The organism is Salinibacterium sp. PAMC 21357 (assembly GCF_000247645.1).
Lineage (GTDB): Bacteria > Actinomycetota > Actinomycetes > Actinomycetales > Microbacteriaceae > Rhodoglobus.
On the sequence record NZ_AHWA01000002.1, the window covers coordinates 146,529 to 171,563 of the forward strand.

24 protein-coding genes are annotated in these 25,035 nt (G+C 58.1%); 17 read left to right on the forward strand and 7 right to left on the reverse strand.

Annotated features, from left to right (window positions below):
• Positions 1-2: 2 nt before the first annotated feature.
• Positions 3-488, forward strand: coding sequence for an SRPBCC family protein (locus ON14_RS00735; RefSeq protein ID WP_010202301.1), 486 nt, complete (start codon positions 3-5; stop codon positions 486-488).
• A gap of 14 nt (positions 489-502) precedes the next feature.
• Positions 503-796 (forward strand): DUF4287 domain-containing protein, encoded by a 294-nt coding sequence (locus tag ON14_RS00740; protein WP_010202303.1) that lies wholly within the window; start codon positions 503-505, stop codon positions 794-796.
• A gap of 112 nt (positions 797-908) precedes the next feature.
• Here ON14_RS00740 and ON14_RS00745 read toward each other — a convergent pair whose 3' ends face one another.
• Both ON14_RS00745 and ON14_RS00750 read right to left on the reverse strand, forming a co-directional pair.
• Positions 909-1,307, reverse strand: coding sequence for an RNA-binding S4 domain-containing protein (locus ON14_RS00745; protein ID WP_010202305.1), 399 nt, complete (start codon positions 1,305-1,307; stop codon positions 909-911).
• Positions 1,307-1,750 carry a hypothetical protein gene (locus ON14_RS00750; protein ID WP_050992974.1) on the reverse strand — a complete coding sequence of 148 codons (444 nt, stop codon included), beginning with the start codon at positions 1,748-1,750 and terminating at the stop codon, positions 1,307-1,309. Before ON14_RS00750 ends, ON14_RS00745 begins: the two co-directional genes overlap by 1 nt.
• An 83-nt stretch (positions 1,751-1,833) precedes the next feature.
• Here ON14_RS00750 and ON14_RS00755 point away from each other — a divergent pair, with 83 nt between their 5' ends.
• The 4 genes from ON14_RS00755 (at position 1,834) to ON14_RS00770 (ending at position 4,447) form a co-directional block, all read left to right on the forward strand.
• A complete protein-coding gene (locus tag ON14_RS00755) occupies positions 1,834-2,418 on the forward strand; it encodes a CDP-alcohol phosphatidyltransferase family protein (protein WP_010202308.1) in 585 nt (194 codons plus the stop codon).
• 44 nt (positions 2,419-2,462) lie between these two features.
• Positions 2,463-2,972 (forward strand): FHA domain-containing protein, encoded by a 510-nt coding sequence (locus ON14_RS00760; protein WP_010202309.1) that lies wholly within the window; start codon positions 2,463-2,465, stop codon positions 2,970-2,972.
• On the forward strand, positions 2,972-3,670 hold the full coding sequence (ftsR, locus tag ON14_RS00765; RefSeq protein ID WP_010202310.1) for a transcriptional regulator FtsR: 699 nt from the start codon (positions 2,972-2,974) through the stop codon (positions 3,668-3,670). Before ON14_RS00760 ends, ftsR begins: the two co-directional genes overlap by 1 nt.
• Before the next feature lie 228 nt (positions 3,671-3,898).
• Positions 3,899-4,447: a MerR family transcriptional regulator gene (locus ON14_RS00770; RefSeq protein ID WP_010202311.1), complete on the forward strand. Its 549-nt coding sequence runs from the start codon at positions 3,899-3,901 to the stop codon at positions 4,445-4,447.
• Positions 4,448-4,642: 195 nt separating this feature from the next.
• On the opposite strand, the gene ON14_RS00775 is transcribed toward ON14_RS00770, so the two are convergent.
• On the reverse strand, positions 4,643-5,443 hold the full coding sequence (locus tag ON14_RS00775; RefSeq protein ID WP_026037442.1) for a ParA family protein: 801 nt from the start codon (positions 5,441-5,443) through the stop codon (positions 4,643-4,645).
• A gap of 121 nt (positions 5,444-5,564) precedes the next feature.
• Between ON14_RS00775 and ON14_RS00780 the strand changes: the two genes are divergently transcribed.
• From ON14_RS00780 to ON14_RS00790, 3 genes are all read left to right on the forward strand, one after another.
• The gene (locus ON14_RS00780; RefSeq protein WP_010202313.1) at positions 5,565-8,969 is read left to right on the forward strand and encodes a pyruvate carboxylase; all 3,405 of its coding nucleotides are present in this window, start codon (positions 5,565-5,567) and stop codon (positions 8,967-8,969) included.
• A gap of 105 nt (positions 8,970-9,074) precedes the next feature.
• Positions 9,075-10,397, forward strand: a complete 1,323-nt coding sequence (locus ON14_RS00785; RefSeq protein WP_010202314.1) for a MinD/ParA family ATP-binding protein — start codon at positions 9,075-9,077, stop codon at positions 10,395-10,397.
• 4 nt (positions 10,398-10,401) lie between these two features.
• Positions 10,402-10,893, forward strand: coding sequence for a peptide deformylase (locus ON14_RS00790; RefSeq protein ID WP_010202315.1), 492 nt, complete (start codon positions 10,402-10,404; stop codon positions 10,891-10,893).
• 93 nt (positions 10,894-10,986) lie between these two features.
• On the opposite strand, the gene ON14_RS00795 is transcribed toward ON14_RS00790, so the two are convergent.
• Positions 10,987-12,810 carry an AMP-dependent synthetase/ligase gene (locus ON14_RS00795; RefSeq protein ID WP_010202316.1) on the reverse strand — a complete coding sequence of 608 codons (1,824 nt, stop codon included), beginning with the start codon at positions 12,808-12,810 and terminating at the stop codon, positions 10,987-10,989.
• Positions 12,811-12,973: 163 nt separating this feature from the next.
• On the opposite strand from ON14_RS00795, the gene ON14_RS00800 reads away from it, so the two are divergent.
• Both ON14_RS00800 and ON14_RS00805 read left to right on the forward strand, forming a co-directional pair.
• Positions 12,974-13,663: a lysophospholipid acyltransferase family protein gene (locus tag ON14_RS00800; protein ID WP_010202318.1), complete on the forward strand. Its 690-nt coding sequence runs from the start codon at positions 12,974-12,976 to the stop codon at positions 13,661-13,663.
• 90 nt (positions 13,664-13,753) lie between these two features.
• On the forward strand, positions 13,754-15,124 hold the full coding sequence (locus ON14_RS00805; RefSeq protein WP_010202319.1) for a class II 3-deoxy-7-phosphoheptulonate synthase: 1,371 nt from the start codon (positions 13,754-13,756) through the stop codon (positions 15,122-15,124).
• A gap of 149 nt (positions 15,125-15,273) precedes the next feature.
• Here the strand turns inward: ON14_RS00805 and pknB are convergent, their stop codons facing one another.
• On the reverse strand, positions 15,274-17,217 hold the full coding sequence (pknB, locus tag ON14_RS00810) for a Stk1 family PASTA domain-containing Ser/Thr kinase (RefSeq protein WP_192812258.1): 1,944 nt from the start codon (positions 17,215-17,217) through the stop codon (positions 15,274-15,276).
• 82 nt (positions 17,218-17,299) lie between these two features.
• Positions 17,300-18,655 (reverse strand): LysM peptidoglycan-binding domain-containing protein, encoded by a 1,356-nt coding sequence (locus tag ON14_RS15060; RefSeq protein ID WP_081503506.1) that lies wholly within the window; start codon positions 18,653-18,655, stop codon positions 17,300-17,302.
• Positions 18,656-18,993: 338 nt separating this feature from the next.
• Here ON14_RS15060 and ON14_RS00820 point away from each other — a divergent pair, with 338 nt between their 5' ends.
• A complete protein-coding gene (locus ON14_RS00820; protein ID WP_010202322.1) occupies positions 18,994-19,335 on the forward strand; it encodes an Rv2175c family DNA-binding protein in 342 nt (113 codons plus the stop codon).
• 47 nt (positions 19,336-19,382) lie between these two features.
• On the opposite strand, the gene ON14_RS00825 is transcribed toward ON14_RS00820, so the two are convergent.
• The gene (locus tag ON14_RS00825; protein WP_010202323.1) at positions 19,383-20,501 is read right to left on the reverse strand and encodes a polyprenyl synthetase family protein; all 1,119 of its coding nucleotides are present in this window, start codon (positions 20,499-20,501) and stop codon (positions 19,383-19,385) included.
• A 73-nt stretch (positions 20,502-20,574) separates the two neighbouring features.
• Between ON14_RS00825 and ON14_RS00830 the strand changes: the two genes are divergently transcribed.
• The 5 genes from ON14_RS00830 to ON14_RS00850 all read left to right on the forward strand — a co-directional run bounded on the left by ON14_RS00830 (position 20,575) and on the right by ON14_RS00850 (position 25,018).
• Positions 20,575-20,958 carry a DUF3040 domain-containing protein gene (locus ON14_RS00830; RefSeq protein WP_010202325.1) on the forward strand — a complete coding sequence of 128 codons (384 nt, stop codon included), beginning with the start codon at positions 20,575-20,577 and terminating at the stop codon, positions 20,956-20,958.
• Positions 20,959-21,202: 244 nt separating this feature from the next.
• Positions 21,203-21,634 (forward strand): division/cell wall cluster transcriptional repressor MraZ, encoded by a 432-nt coding sequence (gene mraZ, locus ON14_RS00835; RefSeq protein ID WP_010202326.1) that lies wholly within the window; start codon positions 21,203-21,205, stop codon positions 21,632-21,634.
• A 99-nt stretch (positions 21,635-21,733) separates the two neighbouring features.
• Positions 21,734-22,687, forward strand: a complete 954-nt coding sequence (rsmH, locus tag ON14_RS00840) for a 16S rRNA (cytosine(1402)-N(4))-methyltransferase RsmH (protein WP_010202327.1) — start codon at positions 21,734-21,736, stop codon at positions 22,685-22,687.
• Positions 22,684-23,292 carry a hypothetical protein gene (locus ON14_RS00845; protein WP_010202328.1) on the forward strand — a complete coding sequence of 203 codons (609 nt, stop codon included), beginning with the start codon at positions 22,684-22,686 and terminating at the stop codon, positions 23,290-23,292. The genes rsmH and ON14_RS00845 overlap by 4 nt, the downstream gene beginning before the upstream one ends.
• Before the next feature lie 28 nt (positions 23,293-23,320).
• The gene (locus ON14_RS00850; protein ID WP_010202329.1) at positions 23,321-25,018 is read left to right on the forward strand and encodes a peptidoglycan D,D-transpeptidase FtsI family protein; all 1,698 of its coding nucleotides are present in this window, start codon (positions 23,321-23,323) and stop codon (positions 25,016-25,018) included.
• Positions 25,019-25,035 lie beyond the last annotated feature (17 nt).

A 25,035-nucleotide genomic window follows, 5' to 3' on the forward strand; every position in this document is an offset into this window, starting at 1 on the left:
AAATGAACGTCACGACAACGACCGATGTTGACAAACTAACCCTCACAACAACAGCCGAGCTCTCGGCGTCGTTGGAGCGAACCTGGCAGCTCGTCAGCGATCCACGCAAGCTGGAGCGCTGGTGGGGACCACCGGAGTGGCCGGCCACTTTCGTGCGATTCGATTTCGAGACCGCGGGGCGCGCTCACTATTTCATGCAGGGCCCTGACGGCGAGAAAATACATGGCTGGTGGAGATTCGTGTCCATAGCCGAGCCACGCGAACTCTCGATCGAGGATGGGTTCGCTGACGAGCAAGGCGAGCCCTCCGGAGATCTGGGGGTCACAACCGCCCACATCACTTTCGAGCCGATTGAGCATGGCACGCGCATGACAATCGTTTCTGGCTTTGAGTCTGTCGAGCAGCTGGAAGAGATGGCGAAGATGGGCATGCAAGAGGGCATGCGTCTGGCAGTCGGCCAAATCCAACAAATTTTGGACGAATCCTAAAAGGAGAATTGGCTATGTCTTTTCAGGCATATTTGGATGCGGTCGAGAAGAAAACGGGTCTCACTCCGCGTCAGTTGGTCGGCATTGCGGCCGCTAAAGGTCTCGCTGGTCACTCGGTGAAGGCAGGGGAGATCTTGGAGTGGCTGAAGTCCGATTACGAGCTTGGCCGCGGTCATGGCATGGCAATGGTTCACGTCATTAAGAAGGGTGCTCTGATCGACGCCAAGCATGTGGCTACCGGAGGAAGTCACAGTGACGAGTCCGACACGCTGTGGCTCGACGGGGTCGCGACGAAACCGCGAGCGTAGTCGGCCGGCGCACAGGCTGACCTTCTCGCTCGGGTTTTCGTGATGGTGCTCGCGTTGCCGTGTTAGGCGCGGCGGGTGTGTGAGTGAGCGCACCTCGCAGCGCAGCGCGCCGTCAGTCGTCGTAGCTAGTCGAGCCTGATTCGTCGCGGCCGCGGAGCTTCTCAAGTTCACGACGTTCGCGTTTCGTCGGGCGGCCAGCACCCCGGTCACGGCGTGGGGCCAAGGCAACTTCTTCTCGCGACGGTGGCGGGGGAGTCTCGTCGATGAAGCTCTCGGCGGCGGTCACCGCCGAGACTCGCTTGACGATTGTTTGTTTCACCACGAGGATCCGATCAAACCCCGCAATTCGAATGCGCACTTGATCGCCGATCTTGACGGCTTGTGCCGCTTTTACGCTTGCGCCACCGATCTTGACGTGTCCCGCTCGGCACGCAGCGGTTGCTTGCGATCGAGTTTTGTAGACACGTACCGCCCACAGCCAACTGTCGACGCGAACTGATCCCGCACTCATCAGGCGCTAGCGAGCTCGCGCTTCCAGCGCACGAGTCGTTGCACGGTGGCGCTGTCGTCCGCTGAGAGGGTGCTCATCGCATCCTCCGGTACATAGAAATTTATCGCAAGGAAGCCGCGAACGGTGTCTGAGGGGTCGTGCGCGAGCATCCGCAGCACATCACACGGTGCATGTTCGTTGCGAGCGACGCAGGCCCGAACGCCGTCGTCGGGGTCGTTGGCTAGCGCCTCGAATACGTCGACCGGGGTGTTGTGGTTGCTGGCTGCACTCTCCCTAATCTTGGGGTTCGTGTCTGCAGCGAGAAGCCGGATCCGCGCAATCTTGCTCTCGGTGACTTCTGGAGCCGGGTGCAACTCAGCGGCTTCCTCTGCGGTGATCATCGCTGGCGCCATCGCCCTCATTTGGGCCCGCTGCGCCGGAGTGTTAAAGCGAATGCATGACATGCGCTCAAGGCTACGCCCGATGCCTGACAAACTGGCGCCTTAGCGGCGGCATTTCATGAGCGGATGCTGGCTAGACTCTGGGTGTGGCAGTCAGCAGTTCACCCGAGATCAGCAATCGTGTCTGGACTGTGCCCAATGTGCTGAGTTTCATCAGACTCGCTCTCGTTCCGCTGTTTCTCTACCTGATTATTTCGGCTCAGGATGCACTTGCGCTCGTGGTTTTGATTGTCTCGAGTCTCAGCGACTACCTCGACGGGGTGATCGCGCGCCGGTTCAATCAAATAACTCGACTTGGGCAATTACTTGACCCGGCTGCCGATCGGCTGTTCATTTTTGCGGCGCTCATCGGCTTAGCGGCGCGGAATGTTATTCCGTGGTGGCTTTTCTTCGTGATCGTCGCCCGCGAGATCATGCTGGTAGTTCTGGGGCTGATTTCGGCAAACTATGGTTTTGGCCCTCTTCCAGTTCATCATTTGGGCAAAGTTGCCACGGCTGCACTGTTCTATGCGCTTCCGATTCTGATGCTCGGGCAAGCGTTTCCGACCGTTGCGTGGGTCACGGATCCGATCGGCTGGGCCTTCGCATTGTGGGGTGCATTCTTATATTGGTGGGCCGGCTTCATTTATGTTGCACAATCGGTCCGGATTTCTCGCCTATCGAGGGGTTGAGGAGTGCTCCGATCCGATACGCTGGTCAGTCAGGGAGGTTTGCGATGGTTGAGTCAATGAATAATGGTCACGGCGCCGACACACAGTCAGCGAACGAGACGTCCGCGCAGCCTATTGTCGAGCGTATCGACACCACTGCTACGTATAGCCATGAGTTCGCAGCGCAGGTTGCTGCTATGGGTGCCGATGTTTCGGTTGACGAGCAGTCAGCGATTGCGGCGCTACCTTCGGGTTCAGCGTTGTTGATCGTTCGCCGCGGTCCTAACGTGGGGGCACGTTTTCTTTTGGACGCCGACATCACGACAGTTGGTCGTCATCCGGAGGCAGATATTTTTCTCGATGACGTGACAGTGTCACGGCGCCATGTCGAGTTTTTGCGTCAGGGTACCTCGTTCGATGTGAAAGATTTGGGCTCGCTCAACGGCACCTACCTTGGTGGTGACCGTATCGAGTCAACGGCGGTTCTTCGCGACCGCGCTGAAGTTCAGGTAGGAAAGTACAGGCTCACGTTTTACGCTTCGCGCCGCGATCTTCCTGCGGCGGCTGGTAATTAGTGGCCGCGGTTGCGCGTCAGACGCGTCATGCTCCCGCGCCGGTGCTTCTCAGCATTGGGCAAGTTCTCGCAAAACTCAGTCCTGAGTTTCCCGATCTCACTCCGTCGAAGCTTCGGTTTCTTGAGGAACGCAAACTTGTGGCGCCGGCCCGTACGGCCTCTGGTTACCGCAAGTTCTCCTCGGCCGATATGGAGCGCCTGCGTTTCGTGTTGTCGATGCAGCGCGATCACTATCTTCCGCTCAAGGTTATTCGCGGCTACCTCGAAGAGATGGATGCGGGCCGCACCCCCGAGCTGCCTGGTGGCGCTGTCGCAGCAGCGTCCATGCTCTCTGCTGAGCGTCGACTCACTCGTGACGAGCTGATTCGCGAGGCTGGCGCCAGCCCGATGTTGTTGGGCGATGCAATTTCGTCCTCGCTCATTGTGGCGTCCGATGTTTTCGGTGAAGATTCGCTTGCCGTGCTCAAGTCTCTTGTCGAGCTTCAGCGCAGCGGCATTGAACCCAGGCACCTACGCGGGTTCCGCGCGGCCGCCGAGCGCGAACTGGGGCTCATTGAGAGCGCTTTGATGCCCGTGGCGCGACGCAAGGATGCGTCCAGCCGTGCTCGTGCAGCAGAGATGGCCCGCGAGATCGCGGGGCAGCTAGAGATTGTTCGCAGCAGTATTATCCGATCCGCCCTCAGCCGCCTCGATTCGTAGTACGGTCGATCTGTTGATCGTTTTTTCGGCTTTGGCCGATCGCAATTGACTCAAGTTGGCACAGTTTTCCCGACTGATTCCGACACGCCGCCGAGTTTTTGCGAATGTCGTTGATCGATGCGGCGGGCGTGACTACCGTGGGGTAACACGAAACACTAAGCGTCAACTTCAACATGAAGGTTGCTTGCTTATCGTGTTGGCCAAATCAGAATCTAGAGGGGCAATGCCATGAGTGAATTGAACCGTAGCGAAACATCACGCTACGATCTTGGCCTTCTCTTTACTGACGGAATGCCTGACCTCGATGACTCCTCCGGCTACCGCGGTGCAGTTGCCGCTCGTGCCGCCGGCATTAGCTATCGTCAGCTCGATTACTGGGCTCGTACCGAACTCGTTGAACCAACGGTTCGCGGTGCCGCAGGCTCAGGTTCACAGCGACTCTATGGTTTCCGCGACATCCTCGTTCTCAAACTTGTCAAGCGCCTTCTTGACACCGGTATTTCTCTGCAGCAGATTCGTATCGCTGTCAATCAGCTTCGTGAATCGGGCATCCACGACTTGGCTCAGACCACGCTCATGAGCGACGGTGCGAGCGTTTACTTGTGCACGTCAAACGATGAGGTCATCGACCTCGTCAGCCGCGGCCAGGGGGTCTTTGGCATCGCCGTGGGCAAGGTGCTCCGTGAGGTCGAGACGAGCCTCATTGAACTCGACACCATCAAGGGCGAAGACCCCATGGATGAGCTGGCTAAGCGCCGCGCATCCCGCGCTTCCTAGAGCCAACCTCGCAGTAGCGCCCGATCGTTGTCGGCGCGTTGCGCACAGTTCGTTGCGCACAGTTCGTTGCTCCCTCTGCGCTAGGCGAAGGGATCTCTGTCTAGCGAATTCTGCCCAGTGCTCTGTGTGCGGTTCACTTGAGAGCGTAAAAAACAGGGCATGCGCAAACATGCCCTGTTCAATTACTTCGCTGAGCTAGCTGTTGTACTCGCCCATCCGGGCTGCCCTCATGACGCGGTCAAGTAGTTGGTCGAAGTAACGCGCCATTTCTTGAGCGCTTTCGCCTGGCCACACGTGAAGGGGCTTTGCGGCTCCTTGTGCCTGCTGTAGCGAGGTGCGCTCGGGCAGCTGGGGAGAGAGGACGAGCGGGCCGAACATATCGCGCAGTTCTTTGATACGGAACTGGTGCTCAAGCGATTGCGAACGCAAACGGTTGACGATAATGCCAAGAGGCTGAAGTCGAGGGGAGAGCCCGCGGCGAATTTCTTCGATAGCTCGAAGCGCGCGATCTGCTGCGGCCACAGAAAAGAGGCCAGGCTCCGTAACAATCGCCACCCGGTCGCTGGCTGCCCACGCTGTGCGCGTGAGGGCGTTAAGAGACGGCGCGCAGTCGATGAGAACGAGATCGTAATCAGCTTCTACGTTCGCGAGAGCTTCTTCTAGCTTCCAAATGTCGCGGATGCTCGGGTGCGGGCCATCGAAGTTGATGGCTGATGGCGATCCGATGAGCACGTCTATTTTGCCGGGGCGGCCCTTTGTCCAGCCGCTGGGGGCGATTGCCGCGCGCACGATCTTCTCTTTGGGAGAAGCGAGCACGTCGGCAACATTGAGGTGACCGGTGACGTCGATGTCCATTCCGGTCGACACATCAGACTGGGGATCAAGGTCGACGACGAGAGTTCGAAGACCGCGAGCAAAAGCTGCCGAAGCGAGCCCAAGCGTCACAGTCGTCTTTCCTACGCCCCCTTTGAGGGAACTAACGCTAAGTACGTGCACGAGTAACGACGATACCTTCAGTACAGTTGAGAAACCTAAAACTCCACCAACTTTTGCGCACCCTTGAGGAAACTGCCAGAGTTCAATCACTCTAGGCTTGGTTTTTGTCGGGAAGGACCGAATGTTTAAGAAGATTCTCGTTGCTAACCGAGGTGAAATCGCGATCCGTGCCATGCGCGCGGCCGTCGAACTCGGTGCTCGAACCGTTGCCGTTTTTCCGTACGAGGATCGAAACTCGGTTCATCGTCTGAAAGCGGACGAGGCGTATCTCATTGGCGAAGAGGGTCATCCTGTTCGCGCTTATCTGGATGTTGCCGAAATTATTCGGGTGGCTAAAGAGAGCGGAGCCGACGCGATCTACCCCGGCTATGGCTTCCTTTCCGAGAATCCGGAACTCGCCCATGCCGCAGCCGATGCCGGAATCGCGTTCATCGGTCCGCCGACGAAGGTTCTCGAGATGGCTGGCAACAAGGTCACGGCTAAGGAGCACGCGATTGCCGCGGGTGTTCCTGTCTTAGCTTCGACGCCGGCAAGCACCGACCTCGATGAGCTTCTTGCTGGTGCCGACGCTATCGGTTTCCCGATCTTCGCTAAAGCAGTTGCTGGCGGTGGTGGTCGTGGAATGCGTCGGGTTGAGAAGAAGGAAGATCTTCGCGATGCCCTAGTGGCGGCAATGCGCGAAGCCGAAAGTGCTTTCGGCGACTCGACGATGTTCCTTGAGCAAGCAGTGGTGCGCCCACGCCACATCGAAGTGCAGATTCTTGCTGATGCGCACGGCAACATCATCCACTTATTTGAGCGTGACTGTTCAGTTCAGCGCCGTCACCAAAAAGTTGTCGAGATCGCTCCGGCACCGAACCTTGACGAAACAACCCGTCAAGCGATGTACCGGGATGCCGTAGCTTTTGCGAAATCGATCGACTATGTCAACGCCGGTACCGTCGAGTTCTTGCTGGACACCGCGGGGGAGCGCAAAGGCGAGCATGTCTTTATCGAGATGAACCCGCGCATCCAGGTTGAGCACACCGTCACTGAAGAAGTCACCGACGTCGACCTCGTGCAGTCGCAGATGCGAATTGCTTTTGGTGAGTCGCTCGAAGAGTTAGGCCTGCGTCAAGACGAGCTCAAGCTGCGCGGAGCGGCTCTCCAGTGCCGCATCACGACCGAAGACCCCGCCAGCGGGTTTCGGCCCGACACCGGCAAAATCACGACGTACCGTTCGCCAGGTGGTGCCGGCATCCGTCTAGATGGTGGAACAGTTTCTGCCGGTTCGCAGATTTCGCCCCACTTTGACTCCATGCTCGTCAAGATGACGTGCCGAGGTCGTGACTTTGCCTCGGCTGTGCGTCGCGCACGTCGAGGCCTCGCCGAGTTCCGTCTTCGCGGAGTCACGACCAACATCCCGTTCCTTCAGGGTGTGCTCGATGATCCCGAGTTCATTGCTGGCGACCTGAGCACTGCCTTCATCGACGAGCGACCATGGCTCGCGAATTCCCACCGTTCGCAAGACCGCGGCACCAAAATTCTCACGTGGTTGGCTGAGGTTACCGTCAATCAGCCGAACGGCGATGGTGCTGGCATCATCAACCCGCAGCTCAAGCTCCCCACTGTTGATCTGTCGGCCGAAGCTCCGGCTGGCTCGCGCCAGCGCCTGCTCGAACTTGGTCCCGCTGGTTTCGCCTCGGCCCTTCGCGAGCAAAAGGCTCTCGCTGTCACGGAGACCACTTTCCGTGACGCACATCAGTCACTCTTGGCGACGCGCGTGCGCACCCGCGATCTCGTGGCTGTCATGCCGCATGTTGCGCGGATGACGCCGCAACTACTTTCGGTTGAGGCTTGGGGTGGTGCGACCTACGACGTCGCTTTGCGCTTCTTGGCTGAAGATCCGTGGGAGCGCCTCGCGTCGATGCGCGAAGCGCTGCCCAACGTGGCCATCCAAATGCTTCTTCGTGGTCGAAACACTGTCGGCTACACGCCGTATCCGACCGAGGTCACGGATGCTTTTGTTCGTGAGGCCACAGATACCGGCGTAGATATTTTCCGCATCTTCGACGCGCTCAATGACGTGTCGCAGATGCGTCCCGCTATCGATGCTGTTCTCAACACGGGAACGGCTGTTGCTGAGGTTGCACTCTGCTACACGGGCGACTTGCTTGATCCGGCGGAAGATTTGTACACGCTCGACTACTACTTGAGGCTCGCCGACCAGATCATCGAAAGCGGCGCCCATGTGCTGGCCATCAAGGACATGGCTGGTCTGTTGCGTGCTGAAGCCGCTGAGACGCTCGTGACGGCTCTGCGCGAGCGTTTTGATGCTCCAGTGCACGTCCACACCCACGACACTGCTGGTGGTCAACTGGCGACGTTGCTTGCCGCATCGCGTGCCGGTGCGGATGCTGTGGATGTCGCGAGCGCTCCGATGGCAGGAACAACAAGCCAGCCGTCGATGTCAGCGCTGGTCGCGGCTCTCGCGCACACATCACGAGATACTGGAATTTCGCTCGACGCGGTGTCGAATCTAGAACCGTACTGGGAGGCCGTACGTCACACGTACGCGCCATTCGAGTCAGGGCTTCCTGGGCCTACGGGGCGTGTCTACCACCACGAAATCCCGGGTGGCCAGTTGTCGAACCTTCGCCAACAGGCGATCGCGTTGGGTCTCGCAGATCACTTTGAGACCATCGAGAATCTCTATGCTGCGGCAAACAAGATGCTCGGTCGGCCGCCTAAGGTCACGCCGTCGTCGAAGGTCGTTGGCGATCTCGCGCTCGCTTTGGCTGCGGCTAACGCTGATCCCGCCGATTTTGAAGAGAATCCTGACAAGTACGACATTCCTGATTCGGTTATCGGCTTTATGGCGGGGGAGTTGGGAGAACTTCCTGGTGGCTGGCCAGAGCCGTTCCGCTCCAAGGTGCTCAAGGGTCGTAACGTCAAGATCGGTGTCGAAGAGGTAAGCAAGGAGGATCAGGCTGCGCTTGACGGTGACGCCAGTGATCGCCGTTCTGCTCTTAACCGGCTCCTGTTCGCCGGTCCGACTCAGATCTTCGAAAAAGCTCGTGAGACCTACGGCGACCTTTCCCCGCTCGCCAGTACCGATTATCTGTACGGATTGCAGCAGGGGCATGAACACGTGGTCGAGATCGCCAAGGGTGTTCAGCTTTTCGTTGGGCTTGAGGCGATTGGTGAAGCTGACGAAAAGGGGATGCGCACCGTTATGGCCACGCTTAACGGCCAGCTGCGTCCGGTCTTCGTTCGCGATCTCAGCATCAAGGTCGACACGATGGCAGCAGAAAAGGCGGATACCTCTAAGCCTGGCCATGTTGCAGCGCCGTTCTCCGGCGTGGTCACTCTTCAGGTTGAGGAAGGCGCGAAGGTCGAAGTTGGCCAACCCGTTGCCTCGATCGAGGCGATGAAGATGGAAGCAGCGATTACTGCTTCGGTCGCGGGAACCGTCAAACGGCTTGCAATCCCGAAGACTCAGCAGGTGGATGCTGGTGACCTTTTGGTAGAAATCGATCCCAGTTAGACCCGTTTTCGTTGGCTACTAACGTGGCCGCTGTTAGGGCGGCGGTCACGTTTGGGCCGTTTACGCGGTAAAGTTGTGTGTTTGCTTTCTGAAAGGGATCGACAAGTGGCTATTAAGCGCGATGAACCCGATGTGAAGTCGTCTGCTGACGACAAAACTTCGATGGCCGACCACGACTCGAAAGATTCGACGGTCGAAGAGACACCGAGCACGGAAAGTCTGACTTTCACGCTCTCGCTGCCTACTCAGGTGCGCGAGACGCCAGAGCACGAAGCCGCGGTGGCGATCGATGATGTTGCGGTGAACGCGCATCACGTTGACCCGGCATCAATGGCCACGACAACGATTTCTTTCGTGCCGGAATCTGTAGTCACGCAGCCGCCCGAGACTGCGTCAGTTGCTACATCGATTCCTGAACTTCCCCCGGTCGATCACGCTACGACTCGCCGTGGCCGCCAGCGAACTGAGGTTCGTACCGCACCGGAGCCAGCAACAATGCTGACGGCTGAACGCCTCATCAACCAGAGCAAGAAGAACCGTCGGCCCGCACCGGAAGGGTTCGTGCAAGAACTTGTTTATGCGGTGACTTTCCACCTCGTCAATATGGGGGATTCGTACCGCGTGCGTGAACGTAAGTCGCTCGAGGCTCGCATCACGAAAACTTTTGTCGGCGGTACTCGCTTCGTTCCGGTGCTCACTCGCAAGGGCGGCGTTGGCAAGACCACGATCACCGCGCTTCTGGGGATGGCGTTGGCGGATACTCGCGAAGACCGAATTATTGCGATCGATGCCAACCCTGACCGCGGAACGTTGGCCGAACGAATCGACAAGCAGACTCGTGCCACGGTGCGCGATGTCGTCATGCGCTCAGAGTCGCTTCATACTTTTAGTGAATTCCAGACCGTGGTCTCCCGCGATGAGACACGACTTGATGTGCTTGCCTCGGACACTGACCCGCACGTTTCTGAAGCTTTCGACGAGAATGACTACAATGTGGTCGCCGATATGGCTGAGCGTTTCTATTCAGTGGCGATTACCGACTGCGGTACTGGCATCGTTCACTCGGTGATGCGCGCCACCCTTCAGCGAGCCGATTCAATCGTTATCGTTTCTGGCGGCAGCGTTGACGAGGCACGGCTGGCATCGGAGACGCTCACGTGGCTTGAATCGAATGGTCATGCCGATCTCGTCAAGAACGCTGTCGTCGCCTTGAACACGGCAACTCAGGGCACCAATCTGGTCAAGCTCGAAGAGATCGAGGCACACTTCAAGTCTCGCGTGCGGGAGATTGTTCGGGTTCCATATGACCCGAGCCTCGCAACTGGTTCTGTCGTGCACTATCGCGACCTCAATAAGCTGACTAAGAATGCCGCGCTCGAACTTGCTGCCGTCGTCATGGACGGCCTTCCCGAGGTTCGGACCGACTGAAACTATGGCTGTTCGTGAGATTCGTCTTTTTGGCGATCCCGTCCTTCGGTCCGCGTGCGACCCGATCACCGTTGGTGACCCGCGTGCCACGTTGCTCATCGATGACTTGATCGAGACTGTGCAGCTGCCTGGTCGTGCCGGTTTGGCCGCAAATCAGATCGGTGTGGGCCTGCGCGCTTTCAGCTACAACATCGACGGTGTGGTCGGCTACATCATCAATCCAGTACTGGCTGAGGTGTCAGGCGAGCCAGACCTAGTGGATGAGGGCTGCCTGTCTGTCCCCGGCTTCTACTTTCTGCGTCGTCGTTACCCGTTCGCGCGGGTAACCGGAGTCGATTTGGCAGGTGAACCTGTGGAGTTGAGCGGTGATGGGCTGATGGCTCAGGCGCTTCAGCATGAAACCGATCACCTCGATGGTCATCTCTATATTGAGGGCCTCGAAGCTGATACCAAGCGCGAAGCCATGCGGGAGATCCGCAAGGCGCCCTGGTACTAATCACGCCCCTGTTCGTTGACGAATCGAGAAACCCCCGCAGCGTTCGCACGCTGCGGGGGTTTCTTCTCGGGGAGCATGGCTCCTCGTTAGCGACTATTTGAGCGAGATTCCTTCGGTCGCCGGTGAGTTCGAGTAGAGCGAATCGATTACGTCAGCAAAATCCGCGAGGATGACGTTGCGCTTGATCGTCAATTTCGGCGTCAAGTGGCCGCTGGCTTCGGTAAGGTCCGAATCCAAAATGTGGAACTTACGGATCGATTCTGCACGCGAGACTTTCGCGTTACCGACGTCGATTGCCCGCTGCACCTCTGCGAGCACTGCGGGATGTTTGGCTGCTTGTTCGACGGTCCACGTTGCATCGAGACCGTTGTTGTTCAGCCAGACGGGCAGCATTTCGTCATCGAGGGTGACAAGCGCCGAAATGAACGGGCGCTGCTCGCCAACGACAACCACTTGCCCAATGATCGGATTTGCGCGGATGGGATCCTCGAGTGCCGCCGGAGCTACGTTCTTTCCGCCGGCCGTAACGATGATCTCTTTCTTGCGGCCAGTGATCTCAAGGTAACCTTCGTCATCAAATTTGCCGATGTCGCCGGTCTTGAACCATTCGCCGTCGAAGACTTCGGCCGTCGCTTCAGGGTTGTTCCAGTACCCGTCGAAGACACAGACGCCCTTGGCCTGAATTTCGCCGTCTTCAGCGATTCGTACCGAGACACCGGGAAGCGGTGGCCCGACCTTGCCAATTTTGAAGTTCGATGGCTTGTTGACTGAGATGGGGGCTGTTGTCTCGGTGAGGCCGTAACCTTCGAGAATGGTCAGCCCCAGGCTGCGATAGAAGTGTCCAAGTCGGAGGCCAAGCGGCGCAGAACCTGAAACGGCGTATTGCACACGTCCGCCGAGTGCGGCACGAATCTTCGACAGCACGAGGCGGTCGAAGATAGCGAACTGAATCTTCATGCCGAGGGGTACGTGACCGGCATCCAGCGCCTTCGAATGCGCGATCGCGACTTCAGCGGCTTTGCGGAAGATCTTGCCTTTGCCGCCAGCTTCCGCCTTCTGTTCAGAAGAGTTGTAAACCTTCTCGAACACGCGAGGAACGGCCAAGAGGAAGGTCGGCTTGAACGAGGCCATCGATGGCAGCAACAGCTTCGTGTCGGGCTGGTGACCCACTTTGACTCCACCGTGGATGCACAGAATCGAAATGAAACGAGCGAAAATGTGTGCCGTAGTGATGAACAGCAGTGTGCTCGAATTAGGGTTCACAACTTCAGGGATGGCCTTCTGTGAGTTGCGGCACAGCTCGACGAAGTTGGAATGCGTGATGACGCAACCCTTGGGTTTTCCTGTGGTGCCCGACGTGTAAATGAGAGTGGCGAGATCGGAACCCTTTGCGAGGTTGCGGCGACGCTCAATTTCTTCGTCGGTGACATCTTTTCCTGAGGCTGCGAGCTTGTCGACGTCGCCGAGGTCAATTTGCCAGACGTTGACGACAGCAGGAACGTCCGCACGTATCTCGTCGAAGCGCGCAAAGTGATCTGGCGTTTCGGTGATGATTGCGATGGCCCCAGAGTCGATCAGGTTCCAGTTGATCTGGCTGGGGGAGCTGGTCTCGTAGATGGGAACCAGAACTGCGCCCGCGAACCACGTCGCGAAGTCGATAAGGGTCCACTCATAGCGCGTTTTGCACATGAGCCCGATTTTGTCACCAGGCTGAATGCCAGCGGCAACAAGGCCCTTAGCAACTGCTTTCACTTGAGCTAGGAACTCAGATGAGGTGACATCGCTCCAGCCGCCATCGGCAGTGGGGAGTGAAAATAGGGCGTTATTTGGCGTAGCCGCTACACGATCTATTAACAGATCGGTCGCGTTCGCTTCCGGGTCAGCCTTAACAATGGCTGGTACATCAAACTGTTTCACGGCAACTCCTTTGGCACCGGTAAGGTGGTCTACTCCACTCTAGCTAGGTCTAGCGGGCCAAGCCATGCGCGCATTGGCGCGGAAGCAGATTTGCACCCGTTTGTGGGGTACGTTCCGGTGCGCGATAGAGTAGTAGCTCCCGCGAGCAGGAGAAAGAGGCACCATGTTCTATTGGTTTATGAAGAATCTGGTCGCCGGCCCGATCCTCAAGACAGTGTTTCGTCCGTGGGTGTCGGGGCTAGAGAACCTGCCGCGAAAGGGCGGTGTGATTCTCGCCAGCAACCATTTGTCGTTTATCGACTCTGTATTTCTCCCGCTGGTGATGGACCGCCGCATATTTTTTCTCGCCAAAAGTGACTATTTCACTGGCCGTGGGATCAAGGGTTTCTTTTCCCGGGCGTTCTTTAACGGCACCGGGATGCTGCCGATCGATCGTTCCGGAGGTAAAGCCTCTGAAGCGTCGCTCAATACAGGCCTAGCGGTGCTCGCTAGGGGCGAGGTACTCGGAATTTACCCCGAGGGCACGAGAAGCCCCGATGGCAAGATGTACCGCGGTCGCACCGGGGTCGCCCGCATGATCTTAGAGGGCCACGTCCCGGTCGTTCCCGTCGCGATGATCGACACAGAAAAGGTCATGCCCATCGGCACCAAAATTCCCCGGATGGGCCGCATCGGAATTGTGTTCGGCGAGCCTCTCGACTTCAGTCGCTTTGAAGGCATGGAGGGCGACCGCTTCATCCTCCGTTCAATCACCGATGAAATCATGTACGAATTGAACCGCATTAGCGGTCAGGAGTATGTGGACGTCTATGCCACTTCGGTGAAGGAACGCCCCGCTGCTGGCCGTCGTTGACTGTGACTTTGGGGCTCGGATGTGCCGGTAGGCTGATAGAGGGTCACAAGCCCGCCCATCTTCGTAGTAAATGTATAAAGGAATCTCCCTGTGGTCGACCCGTCAGAACCAGTTGTGCTCGCTGATCCAGCCGTAATTGCTGGTCTCGACAACTGGCGCACTCTCCCCATCAAGCAGCAGCCACAGTGGCCGGATGCTGATGCAGTCGGAGAAGCGTCGAGCAAGATCGCTTCCCTTCCGCCCCTCGTCTTCGCGGGCGAAGTAGATCGTCTCCGTACTCGTCTAGCACGCGCAGCCCAAGGTGAAGCATTCTTGCTCCAGGGCGGCGACTGTGCCGAGACATTTGCTGGCGCTACGGCCCAACAGATTAGCGACCGCGTCAAGACGATTCTGCAGATGGCGGTAGTTCTCACTTATGGAGCATCAAAGCCCATCGTTAAGATGGGGCGCATGGCTGGCCAGTTTGCTAAGCCGCGCTCGAGTGACTTTGAGACTCGCGGAGATGTCACTCTTCCGGCCTACCGTGGTGACATCGTCAATGGCTTCGACTTCACACCGGAGTCGCGGACGGCCGACCCTGCTCGCCTGGTTGAGGGCTACCACACCGCGGCATCCACTTTGAACCTCATTCGTGCGTTCACGCAGGGTGGCTTTGCCGATCTCCGTCAGGTGCACTCGTGGAACAAGGGCTTCGCTGCCAACCCCGCTAATCGCCAGTACGAGAGCCTGGCAAAAGAGATCGACAAGGCGGTTCGCTTCATGGAAGCAGCCGGCGCTGATTTCGATGAGCTCAAGCGCACCGAGTTTTACTCGAGCCACGAGGGCTTGCTTATGGACTACGAGCGCCCCATGACGCGAATTGATTCGCGCACGGGAACGCCGTACAACACGAGCGCGCACTTCTTGTGGATCGGTGAGCGTACTCGTGACCTCGACGGCGCTCACATCGACTACTTCTCGCGTGTGCGCAACCCGATCGGCGTAAAGCTCGGTCCGTCGACCACTCCTGAGACGATGAAGCAATTAATCGATAAGCTCGATCCAGACCGTGAGCCTGGTCGTTTGACGTTCATCACTCGAATGGGTGCTGGCAAAATCCGTGATGCTCTTCCACCCCTGCTTGAAGCCATCAAGGAGATGGAGGCAACGCCGCTGTGGGTCTCTGACCCCATGCACGGCAACGGTCTTACTACGCCCACTGGCTACAAGACGCGTCGTTTCGATGACGTTGTTGATGAGGTCAAGGGATTCTTTGAGGCGCACAGAGCAGCGGGAACCTACCCCGGCGGCATCCACATCGAGCTCACCGGTGACGATGTCACGGAGTGCCTAGGTGGGTCAGAGCAGATCGACGAAGCCACGCTCGCGACTCGTTACGAGTCACTCTGCGATCCCCGTCTCAACCACATGCAGTCGCTCGAGTTGGCGTTCCTCGTTGCTGAGGAGCTTCGCGCTTTCTAAACGACTTTGCTTCGAGCAATCACAACGCTCGCCAGTAGTTCTTCACTCTTGGGTGCTTGAGCCGCTGGCGAGCGTTTGTGTATGTTCACGCTGATTCACGCTCGGTGAGAAGGCCGTCCGAAGGAAGCTAAGCGCACCGACGCAGGACGCTAACCGTAGATGGTGACTTCGGATCCTCGTTTAACCATCTCGCCGCCAGCAGGATCTTGATCGGTGACCTGCGCTGGTGGGAAGCTCCAGAAGATTTGCTGAATCGACGTATCGACAGTGACGACGAATCCTGCTTCTTCAAGTTCACGCTTCGCCGCAGCGATGTTGTCACCGACGACATCGGGCATCTGCACCAAATCTGGACCGCGTGAAATGATGAGTGTTGCGGCATCGCCTTCACGGAAGGTGGGGGCATTGCCGTCACTATCTGCCGCGAGGTCGATTCCCACAACCGTGCCTTCCGGGCAGTCGTTGAACACTTCGCTACCGCGCTCAGCGCTCAGTCCGACACCGGCCAGGGTTTGTGATGCCTGTTCGAAGGTCGAGCATCCTACGTTGGGCAATGGCCCGGCAGAGACGATGAGGTGAACATCTTGCAATTCACCATAGGTCTCGGCGCCAAGAATCGACGTAGTTTCGTCGAAGCCAAGAACATCAATGACGAGTCCGGCGGCGATCTCCCCGTCAAACTGCTTGATCACAGGTTCTACAAGCGTGAACGGCACAGCCTGGATCGCATCGCGAGCTTCCTGCTCAGTCATACCGGCGAACGCAGGGACCGCTAAGGGCTGGGGGCCTCGGGAGATCAATAGTGTGATCGGTGAACCATTCGGCACTGTCGCGCCGACTTCTGGTGTTGAATTAGCAACCAGATCAACCGCGACAACGGGATCGAATGTTTCGCCCAGTTCGTCGCTCACGGTGAGACCTAAGTCTTCCAGGATGGCTCGCGCCTCTTCGGGGGTCGTGCTCTGAATACTCTCGGGAATTGTCACTTGAGAACCCGGTCCGGAGCCAAAGTACCAACCGGCACCGGCAGCACCGCCGACAAGCAGCACGATTAGAACGAGTAGCCACCAGCCTCGTGACTTGCGTTTCGTAGCGCGCGTCGAGAGCGTTGTGGTGTTCTCGGAGACCTGTGTTGGAGCTGGCGCGGCTACGTGCTGTAGCTCTGCACCGAAGATTTGCGTATCCGCCGTGGAGCCTAATACTTCTGTGGCGGGGGCTGTCGGTAAGACCATTGTGCGCTGCACAGCGGTGGATGCTGTCGGCGGAAGCGCCGTCATGAGCGAACTGTGCGTTTGGTAGAGCTGGTCGAGCAGCACCCGCGCATCTCGCGGGCGGTCGTCCGGTTCGCGGGCCGTAGACCACAGCACGAGATCGTCGAGTTCGGCCGGCACCAAGTGGTTGGCAGAACTTGGGCTCGGTACGGCATCATTGGCGTGCTGGTAGGCGATTTGCATCGGCTGTTCACCCTTGAAGGGCTGCTCGCCGACAAGCATTTCGTACATCATGATTCCGACGGCGTAGATGTCGCTTCGGGTGTCAGCTACGCCGCGGGTAACGAGTTCGGGGGAGAGGTAGGCGATTGTGCCGAGTAGTGCTGCTCCGGTTGCCGTGTTTGCGCTTGCGGCACGCGCCAACCCGAAGTCGCCAATTTTGATTCGGCCATCGTCTGCGAGCAGAACGTTTTCGGGCTTGAGGTCTCGGTGAACGATGCCGGCTTTATGCGCGGCGGCGAGGCCCGCGAGTACCGCCTCCATGATGTCAAGTGTCTGCTCGGTGGTGAGGATTCGGTGCTCGAGTAGCAGGTCTCGAAGTGTGATCCCCGGCAAATACTCCATGACGAGGTATGCCATGTCGCTGTCTTGACCTTGATCGAAGACGTTGACGACATTGGGATGAGCCAAACGAGCGGATGATCTAGCTTCTTGAACGAACCGTTCTTTAAACTTGCTGTCGTCGGCAAGGTGGCCGTGCATTATCTTGATGGCGACCTTGCGTTCGAGTCGCAAATCGGTCGCGAGGTACACGGTGGCCATGCCACCGCGGGCGATCCGAGAACGGATCTGATACCGACCGTCGAGAAGACGGCCGATCATCGGATCTGTAATGTTCGCACTCACCCTGCGAGTCTAAAGTTCAGATCTTCAAGAGTGCCGCTAGACACGGCTGTTCGACGGGTTAGCTGAGTTCTTGCAGCCATGAGCGTGCAGAAGTCTCCCACTTTGCGTATGCATCGGGGTGCCCGGAGATTTGAACGGCCTGAGCAGCTTGTGTCAGAGTCATGTTCGACCAGCCAGAAATTTCGAGCAGTCCGTGCGTAATTCCCTTGTTGGGGTTGCTGGGCCCGCCGTAGAAAAGGCGGGCAGCATGTGCTGGTGTTGTGAGCTGTGCGACGGTTCCCCAGCCCGAGCTGGGCCGTTGCTGAAACAGTCCAACGGAGTCGCGGTCGCCCCAGGTGAGGTTGCGCAGACTTGACTCTTGCATCGCTGTAGCGAGTGCGATGGTGATTCCGTAGTCAGAGACGCCAAGCTCGCGGCCCACCTGAATGATTGTGAGGGCGTTAGTTCTCATCTCAGCGGTGAGGTAGGTAACGGTGCCGCCACTGCTCGCTGGTGTGGAGCCGGTAGAAGGAACGGTGAGCTTGTCGCCAATGTAGATGACACTTGATTGGCTCAGGCCATTGGCGGTGAGGAGCGCTTGCGTTGTGACCCCGAGGCGTTTGGCGATGCCCGAGATAGTGTCGCCGGAGACTACGAGATAACTGCTGCCCGCTACGGGCGCAGGAACGGGGGCGGGTGCCGGCGCAGAGACGACAGGTGCGGAGACGACGGGCGCGGGCGCAACTTCGACGGGCGCAATGTCAACGGGAGCAATTTCAGCTTCGACTGGCGCCGGGGCGGTTGTCTCGGCGTCGTTAGTCGATTCGGCAGTGCCAGCATCCGGAGTTTCACCAGCAATGTCGTCACTCGCGAAGTCATACTCTTGAGTATCTTCGGACGGCGCGCTCAGGTTGCCGGGAATAACGATTGTTTGACCAGGGTAGATGATGCTCGACCAGCCAAGGCCGTTCGCTGACATCACTGAGATAGTCGACACGCCGAATTTGTTGGCGATTCCGCTGACTGTGTCACCAGCGACGATTGTGTACTGACCGTTTGTGGTCTTGGTGTGACTCACGCTGGGCAATGGCGCTGCGGTGCCCTTGGTGAGTTTGAGTTCTTGCCCAGGAAAGATCATTGACGACCAGCTCAGGCCGTTGAGGGCGAGAACGGATGCCGTTGAGAGTCCGTAGCGAGCCGAAATGTCGCTAACGGTGTCGCCAGCGCTCACGGTGTAGCTGGCAGGTGCTGGGCTCACCACGGTGGCGACAGATGTGCTTGCTGCGGCGAGGGTCTGCGTTGTTGGTTTGTTAGCGCGCTCGGTAGAGAGACGAGGGTCGTTGGGAGTCTTTGCGTTGACGGGCTCGACTGGTCCGGTGAGATTGAAGGTGGCGGCAGCCAATGTTCCTACAAGGATCACGGGAACGGTGCTCATGATGCTGCGATTCGCGCGAGCTCGCTGATTCGCGACGCGACGTGCGCGCTCTCCAGCGTTTGCTGCTACTGGAACTAGCCCAGCAAATACGGTGTTGGCGACACTGTCCGTGTCGTCCATTGTGAAATTTGTCATATTTTCTTCCTCTCCCGGCCCCGAGAAGGTGTGTGTGTAATCACCTAGATCACCGGTCAAATCTGTCACAGAAGGAGTCTCGTGTCAATCAGTGGGGCTGGTGTGACTAATGTGACTGATGTGACTTGAGTCGACTCGTGAAATTTCTGCGTATGCGGTGCGAACTGTCAGGTTTCGGCTACAGAGCGTGGCACTCTTAAGGGGTGACTGAATCACCCGCCACAAATTGGCTCACCGTTCCTGACCTCACCGAGCTGCTCGGACTGAAGGTCAGCCAAGTTCGCCGTCTCATCGAAGAGGGCGCTCTCCTGGCAAGCAAAGTAGACGGCGTTTGGCAGGTGCCTGATGCGTTCATCGTCGATGGCGCACCGCTTCGAGAGCTCAGAGGCACCGTCATCGTTCTCGGTGATGCTGGCTTTAGCTCCGAAGAGGCGATGCGCTGGCTGCTCAACAGCGAGCCGAGTTTGGGCGTCTCGCCGGTTGATGCTTTGCGCGCCGGTAGAAAAGCCGAAGTGCGTCGCGTGGCTCAGGCGCTTGGCTTCTAGCCTTCTTTTCGCCTGCACCACAGCCTTCTAGACGGTGCCCTCCGCGTCTATGAAGTTCGAGTAGTGGCCGCGGTTGCCAGTTCGAGAAGTCGTGCTCGTGCGGTCGCCGCGAGATTCGAGTTTTCGACCGCCTCACACGCACGTTCCAGATTGCGGGCGATAACCTTCTCGATCTGATCCACTGCGCCAGAGTCTTGCAAAGTAGAGCGAAGCATGTCGACCTGATCTGTCGTCAGGTCAGGATCTCCGAGCAGTTCATCCAGAATCGAGTTCGCGCTAGTCGAGAGTTTCTGGCGCGCAATTGCGATGATCGCGGTGCGTTTGCCTTCGCGCAGATCATCTCCGGCCGGCTTTCCCGTTAGTTCTGGATCGCCAAATACGCCCAAGATGTCGTCGCGCAGCTGGAAGGCGACGCCTAACGGAAGCCCAAACGCGCGCAACGCGGCGATTTGATCGTCGCTGCCGGCGCCAAGGCTCGCACCCAAGGCGAGAGGTGCTTCGACGCTGTATTTCGCTGACTTGTAAATAAGCACGCGCTGGGCGCGGTCGAGCGCTTCTGACTCTGGGTAGCTTGCCCAAGCGCTCTCGTCGTGAATATCCAGAAACTGACCGGCCATGACCTCCGTGCGCATCGTCATGAACTCTTTTCGGGCGGCAAGCGCTGCCGGGCGGGGGAGTAGCGCTATGCCACGACCAAGTAGTTCATCACTCCAGCCCAGGAGGAGATCGCCGAGTAATAATGCCGCCGATTCGCCATAAGCCTCAGCATTGCCAGCCCAGTTTCCGTCTACGTGCATCTGTTCGAATCGACGGTGTGCGGCGGGAGCGCCGCGGCGAGTATCCGAGCGATCCATTATGTCGTCGTGGACGAGAGCCGCGGCGTGAAAAAGTTCCAAGGCTGATGCTGACATGAGAACGCCTGGCAACTCGCGAGCGACGGCATCGTCATTGAGGGGGTTCTCTGACGACGGTATTCCGGCGACAGACTGCCAGCCCCAGTAGCAAAACAGGGCGCGGAATCGCTTTCCGCCTGAAAGAAGCGCACCGCCGACATCCACGAGGGCAGCTAGCTCGGGCGCGATGGCGTTCAGCTCAGCGCGCTTTTCGGCGAGAAAATCGTCGATATTCTGCTGGACAAGGTCAACTAACTGGTTACTCTCAGGCACTCGTCTACCCTAGCGACTGAAACGGGGCGTACTATGGAGTAATAGCCGTGAATCCCAAGGAGAGGGGAACGAAATGCCGCTTTCAGAGCAAGAGCAGCGGGCCCTCGATGAGATGGAGCGCAGTCTCTATCAAAACGATGCCGATTTCGTCAGTACCGTCAACCCTCATCGGGGCAAGCCCAACTATCGAATGATGGTTGTTGGTGTTCTCGTCGCAGTGGCAGGCATCATCGCGCTTCTCACGGGTGTCATCATCCAACAGCCCCTTATAGGTGTGCTCGGTTTCGTCGTGATGTTCGTTGGCGTGCTGTTGTTCGTGTCTCCTTCGCGCGCGATTGGTTCGGTCGAAGACGCAGCAGCTCCGGCCGCTTCATCTTCGCGATCAGGCAAGCGTGGCCCATCATTCATGGACACCATTAACGATCGTTGGGATCGCCGCCAGGACGGCCGCGGATAAACCTCAACTTCCTCCACTTTTAGGACCAGCCTTCGGGCTGGTCCTTTTTTTGTGCCCTAAACGGGGTGATCTGGTCCCAAAATTGGGATTTCACTCCATTTTCCTCCACCCCATTTTCTCTTATGTTTATTGGGCTTTTTTGTTGATTCTGAAAATAAATGCTCGTAAACCTTAGATATGTGGTTGAAAGTGGAGTAAAGTGGAGGTAACCAGAATCCGGGCCGGAGAATGAGGGGAGGGCGCCATGTTTCTCGGCACCTACGCCCCCAAGCTCGACGACAAGGGACGCATCATCCTTCCGGCAAAGTTCCGTGAGGAACTCGCTTCCGGCGTTGTCGTCACTCGTGGCCAGGAGCGGTGCCTCTATGTGTTCAGCCAACGCGAGTTCGAAGTCATGCACGAAGCGATTCGCAAGGCGCCGGTAACAAGCAAGCAGGGGCGCGACTTTCTCCGTCTGTTCCTCTCAGGGGCGAACCAAGAGACGCCAGACAAGCAGCACCGGGTCACTATTCCTGCCGGGCTGCGCGAGTACGCCGGACTAGGGCGAGACCTCACCGTCATCGGTGCGGGAAATCGCGCTGAAATCTGGGACACCGAAGCTTGGAACAACTACTACGCGGCCAGCGAGGCCGACTACATCAACACCACGGAGGAGGTGATTCCGGGACTCTTCTAGCTCTTCGACGCTGACTCCCAGCCGAACGCCCTGATTTTCTTCCCCGATATCAGGTCGCATCGGATGGGGATCAGCATCCGAGAACTAGCCCCTAACATCATGGCTGACAACACCATCCACACCCCAGTGCTCCTGGAGCGTTCGATCGAACTGCTCGCTCCAGCGCTCAATGCCCCTGGAGCCGTTCTCGTTGACGGCACGCTCGGCATGGCTGGCCACGCTGAGGCATTTCTTCAGCGGTTCCCCGACCTCACTCTCGTGGGGATTGACAGAGACGAGGACGCTCTTGCTATCGCTCGACGCCGGCTTGAGTCTTTCGCTAGCCGCACGCACTTTGTTCATGCTGTTTATGATGAAATTCCGAAAGCGCTCGCTTCGCTGGGCTTCCCGAACGCTCAGGGAATCTTCTTCGATCTCGGTGTTTCTTCCCTCCAGCTCGACCGCGTTGAGCGCGGATTCTCCTATTCTCAAAACGCTCCACTAGATATGCGGATGGATGCCTCGACTCCTGTCACTGCCGAGCACATCCTCGCTACCTATAGCGAACTAGAACTGCGCCGCATCTTTTATGCCTACGGGGATGAGAAGTTGGCGCCACGATTCGCCAGTCGCATCGTGCAGTTTCGTGAACAGCAGCCCCTGACGACCTCGGCGCAGTTGGTCGAACTGATCATCGCGGCGACACCGGCGGCGGCTCAACGAGCTGGCCACCCAGCAAAGCGCGTTTTTCAAGCACTTCGTATCGAAGTGAACCAAGAGCTTGCGGTTCTCGAGCGTGCGATCCCGGCTGCGATCAACTCTTTGGAGGTCGGTGGACGAATGGTCGTTCTGGCCTACCAATCTCTGGAAGATCGCATCGTCAAACGCGAATTGCAGCGCCGGTCACGATCGACTGCTCCGGCAGGGCTCCCCGTGGAGCTTCCCGAACACAAGCCCGAGCTGAAACTACTCGTTCGAGGCTCTGAGCAAGCAAGCGATGCAGAACAACTAACCAACCCCCGCGCCAAGCCCGTCCGGCTGCGAGCAATTGAACGAATGCGAGTCATCTCATGAGCACTAACCTCGCTTATGCGCAGCCACAGCCGCTGCAAACTCCGGCACAGCGACCGTCTCATATCGAGATCGTCACGACACGAGCACAGCGAAAGGCTCGTCCGAAGGCGCTCTATGCCGTCGTTACTGTGGCGAGCATGTTTGTCATTCTGGCAGCGCAGCTACTACTGAGCATTGTGGTCACTCAGGGCGCGTACCAGATCGATTCTTTGCAAGGCGAACAGAAGCTCTTGAACCGCACCGAGCAGAATCTACTCGAGTCGCTCGCACTGCAGTCGTCGTCTCAAAACCTCGCCACGCAGGCCGCAGGGTTCGGTATGGTGCCCAATTCCAGCCCTTATTCTCTCAACGTGGCCGATGGCTCAGTCTTTCAGCTTCCTGGCAGTGCAGATCCGACCGGTTGCGGTGGGGTATGTGGTCTGGTCGGAAACACGCTTCTGACGGGCATGCCGCTCGTCAGCGCGGAAGCTGCCGCAGCTCAAGAAGCGGCAGCCACCGCTGCCGCCGCGACCGCAGCATCCGCCGGCACTGAGACGAGTGTTTCTGCGTCGACCGCCGCGCCAGAGGTAGCGAATAACGCAATTCCCGCGCCTGTGACGCGATGATTGAACTGAGCTACCAAGGGGAGAACCGATGAAGCCACGCTCTACCCGCGCCAGGGTCGCCTTCGTGGTGTTCACCATTCTGGCGTTGACGGCAGTATTCATCGTTCGCCTTATCGACCTGCAAGTGGTGCAAGCTGAAGCGCTCACGGCCGAGGCCGATACCAAGCGCACTCTCACTCAAGTGACGTACGGCACCCGCGGCGACATCGTCGACACACGAGGCGCGGTTCTCGCGGATAGCGTCGAACGGTTCGATATTGTTATTTCTCCGCGCGTGACGCTGCTTCGAGAAAATGCGTCCGTTGTCGTCCTCGAGGACCTCACCAAGATCACGGAAGTTATCGGTGGAGATCCGAACGCCATGCTCTCGATGATCTTGGAGAACCCGGAATCAGATTTTGAGTACTTAGCCAAGGGGATAACCCTCGAGGACTACCAGACTGTTCTGAAGCTAGACATCGCCTGGCTCTATTACGAACTTCGCCCAGAACGCAGCTACCCCAATGGCGAGATTGCCGGAAACCTTGTCGGATTTATCGGTACGGATGGCCCCCAAGCGGGCATCGAACTTTCTGAAGACGAATGCCTTGCTAGCCAAGATGGTGAAGCGAGTTACGCCCGTGGTGAAGATGGTGTGGCTCTGCCCGGAAGTTCCGTCGACCTCCTTGAGCAAGTAGACGGCGGAACGCTGAAGCTGACGATCGACCGCGATCTTCAGTTCTATGTGCAACAGCGGATGGCGCAGACCGCCGAGGCATTAGGGGCAACATGGGCAACGGGTGTCGTCATGCGTGTCAGCGACGGACACTTGCTTGCCGTCAGCGACTGGCCCACCGTCGATCCGAACAACGTCAACCTCTCGGATGTCGGCGACCTCGGATCCCGTGCCTTCAGCACCCCCTATGAGCCAGGGTCAACGATTAAGGCCCTCACAGCGGCATCTCTCATCGATTCCGGCAGCGCGAACCAGCGCACTCAAGTGGTTTCACCGTACGCACTGCAGCTGTCCAATGGCGGCGGAGTGATTAGTGATTCGTTTTACCACGCCGATCAACGATTAACCCTCGCGGGTGCTCTGGTCGAATCATCCAATACCGCCATCGCGCAGTACACCGACTTGCTCAACGCTTCTGCCCGTCACGATTACTTGCAAGCATTCGGTCTTGGGCAGAAAACCGGGATCGACTTCTACGGCGAGACGAGCGGAACACTCCACGACGCAGATCAGTGGGATGCGCGCACAAACTATGCGGTTCAGTTTGGTCAGGGCCTCAGCGCAACGTCAATCCAAATGGCGAGCGCGTATCAGGCACTCGGAAACGACGGAGTTCGCATTCCACCCGCTCTAGTCGAGGGGTGCTACTGGCCAGACGGAACGGTCACGGACGTCCCCTCTACCGAAGGCACGCAGGTTATCTCGAAAGAGGCGTCCGAGCAGACTTTGCAGATGATGGAGATGGTGTACAGCTCCAGTGGTTCGGCGCCGAACCTCCAAATTCCCGGTTATCGCGTCGCGGTCAAGAGTGGAACTGCTCAGGTTGCAGAAAACGGCGGCTATGGCGATAAAGTCGTTATTTCCTATGCAGGAATTGCGCCTGCCGACAACCCTGAATATGTGGTGATCGCAACCGCCGGTATCCCAGATACCATATATTCGGGCGCGATCGCCTCGACATTCCGCGACATTATGGCCCAGACGCTGACCACCTACCGAGTTACTCCATAGGTACGTCAGGACCGGAT